The organism is Mesorhizobium sp. M7A.F.Ca.MR.362.00.0.0 (assembly GCF_004023175.1).
In the GTDB taxonomy this organism is placed as follows: Bacteria; Pseudomonadota; Alphaproteobacteria; order Rhizobiales; family Rhizobiaceae; genus Mesorhizobium.
Map to the genome: position 1 here is coordinate 1,121 of NZ_RZTF01000357.1, position 5,500 is coordinate 6,620.

Here is a 5,500-nt window from a genome sequence, read left to right on the forward strand (position 1 = left end):
TCAGGAAAAGGCCCATTCCTCATCGGCCGGTGTGACCAACCCCTGCCGAAGTCGGCTGTGAAGTTCTTGCCACGACGGGTCGGACACGAAGCCTCTCATGCTTCCACATGCCTCGGCGAAGGAAATATCGCTCAAACGGTCGATAAGATCACTCATCGCGGCGTTCCTGCCATCTAGGAATAGCTCGAGCGGATCATCATCGCACTCAATGACCCGATGTCCCCAAGCTCCCGGCACGTCGTCCGTTGCGAGGGCTTGACGAAGATCTTCATCCACGCCTGCGACCTCGAGCGCCCGACAGACGACATAGCGCATCAGGGGGTAGTAGATCGGCTGATAGCTGCCTCCAAGCGCGCGCACGCCGGGCAGGATCGACAAAACCAGAAACATCAGCAGGAGATTCGGGACAAGGCTGCGGTTTGCCAGCCGCTTGAGAATGTCGGGGGCTGTGAAGCACGCCACCTTCGTACCGGTCGCAGGATCGATGAGTTCGCCGGCGATCAGACGCAGCGGACGGCGCTTGCCATTTTCATAGAACCAGAAGAAATCAGTACCGCGCGCGAGCCAGCCACTCCACGGGCCGGACGCGAGCCCGTCGAGGCCGGCAAGGATATTGGCAGCGAACTTCGGGTCTTCCAGAAGTCTCATGCGTAGCCAGGAATTTTCGTCCGCCAGATGGTCCGCCACCAGGTCGGCAATATCCTCGTCGTCGATCTGCAGAAAGGCAAAGCGGCCTCCGAACATTCTTGGCCAAAGGATGAGATTGGCTGCCTTGATGGCATGCGCGGGCCGCTCGAAGTGCGTTGTTGGCAGCAGGCTACGAAGCAGCGTGAGCGCCTCTCCCTCAGTGTCTGGTTCGGTCGGCAACAAGTCGAACCTATAGGGTCCTGGTCCGGCTAGCAGGCTATATCCAATCATCCGGCTTCGGCTGAGGCCGAAGACGTTGATCGGTTTCCCGTCGACAGTGAGCCAGCCTGGTCCCTTGCGTGCCTTCTCAACAAGGCTCACCGTCGAAACCGCATAGGAAACGTAGGTCGAACAGCCATGCGCCGAGAGTCCAAGGAGGCTGAAGATGTGTGTGTAATAGGCTTCCGGCTCCGTGAGGAGAAACAAGTGAGGGCCTGTCTGCATCACACGGCGCTTTTCGAATTCTCTGCAGATTTGTGAAACGGCATTGATGGGCAATCCGTTTCGCTCTCCTGCGTTTTTGATCGCGTCGAGCAACTTGGTAAGGGCGTGACGGCGAATTTCCGGCACGGTTTTCGAAGCTGGCGCCTCGAACAAGCGGAACGCATAGTCGCGGATCGGACGGGGATGATAGGATCGCATCCATGGGTAGAGCGCGGCTAGCGACTCGAGCACTGCCTGTTTCGCGTCTGCGCCTGCTGTTAGCTCTTCCACCTCACGTTTCACCCTTTTCTTGCGTCTGAACGACATCGACGCTCAAACACCAAATACTGATGAGCAGCATCACTCCAAAGCTGAAGAAAATCGTCGAAGGAAGTACTCGATCTCCTACCGCGGCGGCGATGCCGAAGACGAGTAAACCGAGCACCACGGCCACACAATGCATAATGCCTTTTGCCCGGCCCAACAGATAAACGGGTACACGCGACTGCAATGTGACTTCAACGCTAACGCGTCCAAGATTGTATAGAAATCCGAGCGCGGCAAAAAGGATCACTGTCCAGGGCATGTGCAGATATGCCAGCGCCATGAGTACCAGCGCCGTAGAGCCCAAAAGAATGAGATGCCGCGCTTGGCTACTCATTGCTCTTTCAATGCCGAACAGCGAGATCGCGCCGATCAGTGAGCCCGCCGACCATGCAGCCTCAAGGTAGCCGAAATCCACGGCAGTACCCTTCTGCTCCTGGAAGACGAAGCTAGATCCCATTACGCTGACAAGCACCGCGCTTGTATAGAGAAGCGCGTAGACGACGATGAGACGACGCAGGCTCAGATCAAATCGTGCTGCCGAGATTTTGGCGATGCGGACATCGCGCGAAACCGGTTCCAGCTGCATCAAGGCCAGGCAACCTGCTGAAAACAGAAAGAAGGCAGCAAGAACGGTGAATGGCAGGGCTGGCGACTGCTCATGCAGCAACGGCCCTGCGAGCAGAGCTGCCCCAAGACTGCCGAACTGCATGACGAAGAAGACGGCGGAATTCGATGCTACAAGATCGCGGCCGTCAGCTATGACGGGGATCATTGATTGAGAGCTCGTCAGCGCGACACGGTCGCAAAACGAACACAGGACCGCTGACAGACAGATGACCAGGAAAACGTCCATGTAGAGAAGCGCGCAAGCGGTGGCCAGCATCACGACGAAGCGGCTGAGGTCTGCCGCAACGTTCAGGCGTCGTCTTTCAAATCGATCCGCCGCTACGCCGGCCAGAGGGCTCGCGATAAATTCGACAATGCTAACGATCGCAAGGAACGTCGCCAAACCGGCAGTTCCGTATCCTCGCTCGACGAGAATCCAGGCAGATGCGATATAGTAGCCGCTTCGGGCAACGGCCGCCGATAGCGTGCTGGCCAGGAATCCGAAGCAGGGATTGGGCCGGTAGACCCGTCCTTTGCGATGATGAGTACGAACCAGGTTTGACATGAGCGGCGTATCCGGCTGATCGCCGTTGATACTTTCTTCCGCCAAGCCTGCTTTACTGTGACGTTAGGGTTTTCCGATACTTGCTAATAACCCACAAGCGTCGACCTAGATTCTGCTCTTACGACGAAATTCCGTGGGGCTCGCGCCGAAGCTCCGCTTAAAGGCAGTGGCGAAATGGCTCGAACTGCCGAAACCGCATTCCAACGCGATTTCCGTGGCCGACAAATTGGTCGATCGCAGCATATCCGCCGATTGCTCCAATCGGCGCTGCGCTATGAATGCGTGCGGCGTCATGCCTGTCGACTGCTTGAAGGCCCTCCAGAAATGGAACCGGCTAATCCCAACCTCTTTTGCCAAATCGGCGAGCGTAGGTCTGCCGTCCGACATGGCCTCGATCATGCCCACGGCGCGCTTGAGGTCGAACGACGACAAACCGCCTTTTGCCGGCTCCTGATGGACGCCGTTCAACCTGAACATCTGCACGAGCAATTGCGTGGCCTGGCTCTCCACCATCGTTGCGCTGATTGGGTCAGGCTGCTTTAGCTCCAAGGCAATCCTCTGCAACGCCAACTCTACAGTGCTGTCCCGAAATCCGATCGAAGGCGGCAGCACCGCCGGGCGATGGCGAGCCATGCCCGCAAACACCTCTTCGGCGAACCCTTTTTCAATTGAGACCAGGAGGTAGGAAGCGGTCGCGTCACCCTCATCCCACCCATTCCAATCACTGCCGGCGGGCATGAAAATGATCGAACCGGCCCGGCGCGGCAAAAAGGCAATCCGGCGCCCATCCACAATGTCTTCTCCACGGCACGCTGTGCCCTTCAGGTTCATCAAGAACACATGGTTTGGCTGGAGGATTCTTGTCTCCTGACGCTCAAGCCCAGTTCTTTTGATTACGTCCGCCCGCACGCTCCCCCAACTCTCATACTTGTGGGCAAGCGATTGGTGCCGTGAACGACGATTCTCGGTCGGGTCGAGGGCTAGAGTATTCACGTATCCACAGCCTCCTTACTGGCGAGGAGCCAGTTGCGTGATGTGGAGAACCATGGGTTGCTGAACAACACGAAAATAACTCTGGATTGGTAGAAGATGTGACTTCCGCGAAAAAATGACAATCAAGTGAAAGACCCCTTCAACACGCAGGCCTACCAGTTGGCTCAGCCAATACTTGAGCTCGGTGGAATATTAGAAACCGCTTACTTAGTGGGTTTTCCCCCATCGACGTATCGGCATCTCACCAATCGAACGGTGTCGGAGGCATACTGCGATGCGTGGACTCGACGACTTTCTGGCTGAGTGCGACCATGGCCCACGCCTCAACGGACTCGCCGGCTTTTTCGCGGCGACCGCCGCTGGCAAGAGCGGGATGCCAATCCGGAAGCCTGTGGCGGACGCCCGCCTACTGCCGAGCGATGAACTCCTACGCGATCTGGTTGCGCTGCACGCGACCCGCCAAGGCTTTTTTGACCAGCACTATCACGGCAGCATTCCCTATAGATTGGAAGAGGAGTGCCGGATGGCCCATGCAGTGCTAAAATATTCCCGGGATCGTCGCGCTCCCCTTTCGCTATACAGCCTCGGAACAGCGGAAGGCACGATGGCGAGAACGTTGTCCGAACTGTCCGAGGGGCGGATACGCACACTGTCGTGCAGCCCGAACGCAGAGAATTACACAAGCTTCATGGCCTATGGCGAACCACCGCACGCCGACTTCTTCATTGGCCCCTTCCACAAGTTGACCAAGGACGTCCTGAGCTCGGATCCGCGACTGGCAAATTTCGCTCACGGATTCGATATCATTTTGGAAGACACGACCTTTCAGAAGCTTTTCGGCGACAAGACGGTCGAGCAGCAGCGCGTCTTGGAGCCATCCGCCGTCATCCGACTGGAAGAGGTCACGCAGCACCTGGCCGCCAGCTGCCTCATAGGCATCGAGCCCAACGAACACGGAACGCTTGTCGGAAGCGCGGACAGTGTTCTCCGTCAACATGCGGCGAATCTGGTATGGCTCTTTCGACCAGCTGTTCTTGATCCTCCCACACTTGCTCCTGTCTTGCGTGATCGTCACTGACCGAGAACGCTTCGAGCTGAGCGATCGTCATTCCGGCGTCGGCATAGACATCGAGCAGCGCCGGCGACACGGCGGTCAGCTTCAGGCGCTGCTTGACGATGGTGACGGAGATGAAGAAAGCGGCGGCAATCTCCTCCTCCGACATGCCCTTGTCGCGCATGTCCTTGAACGCGCGATAGGCATCCAATGGATGAAGTGGGACGCGATCGATGTTCTCGGCCAGCGAAACTTCCTCCGCCAGGACAGCGTTGTTGCCCATGACACAAGGAACGGGTGCGGTCCTGGCAAGCCGCTTCTGGCTCACGAGCATTTCGAGAGCGCGGTAGCGGCGACCGCCGGCCGGCACCTCGAATATGCCTGTCTCGTCGCCGCCGGCATCGAGCAGGGGGCGAACATGGAGGCTCTGGATCAGGCCCCGGCGGGCGATCGAAGCCGCCAGATCCTCGATCGAGACGCCGGCCTTGATGCGCCGGACGTTGCTCTGGGCGAGCACCAACTTGTTGAAAGGGATGTCGCGCGAGGACGACAAGGTGATCTTTTGAACGGCAGTAGCCATGGTGTTTTCTCCGCGACGGTGGCCGAGAGCCTCTCTCTCGACCCAAACCCGTCATGAAATACCGGCACCCCTCTCACTCTCCTGGCCACCGAACCGGGAAGCCGGCGAAGCGCTGTCCCGACTCCGGTTCTGCGTGGCTCACCACGCCGCTTCCCGTTTGTCGTTCGCCGCTGCCGCGGTGGCTTGCTGATCCACGCCAGGCTGGAAGCCGAGGATGAATTCGGCGGCCTTCGAGGCGGCGCTGGCGGCACGGACAATGGCGCGA

General features: G+C 58.4%; 3 protein-coding genes and 1 pseudogene. All 4 read right to left on the reverse strand.

Features of this window, described 5'->3' with window-relative positions; genetic code table 11:
- Entirely contained in the window at positions 1-1,437 is a 1,437-nt protein-coding gene (locus EOC06_RS29740; protein WP_127327857.1) for a hypothetical protein, read from the reverse strand.
- Positions 1,403-2,653 (reverse strand): MFS transporter, encoded by a 1,251-nt coding sequence (locus EOC06_RS29745; RefSeq protein ID WP_128309471.1) that lies wholly within the window; start codon positions 2,651-2,653, stop codon positions 1,403-1,405. The genes EOC06_RS29740 and EOC06_RS29745 overlap by 35 nt, the downstream gene beginning before the upstream one ends.
- Positions 2,654-2,713: 60 nt before the next feature.
- Positions 2,714-3,439: an AraC family transcriptional regulator gene (locus EOC06_RS29750; protein WP_245466345.1), complete on the reverse strand. Its 726-nt coding sequence runs from the start codon at positions 3,437-3,439 to the stop codon at positions 2,714-2,716.
- A 991-nt stretch (positions 3,440-4,430) separates the two neighbouring features.
- Positions 4,431-5,235: pseudogene (locus EOC06_RS29760) on the reverse strand (ParB/RepB/Spo0J family partition protein); the annotation flags it as partial.
- Between the last annotated feature and the right edge of the window lie 265 nt (positions 5,236-5,500).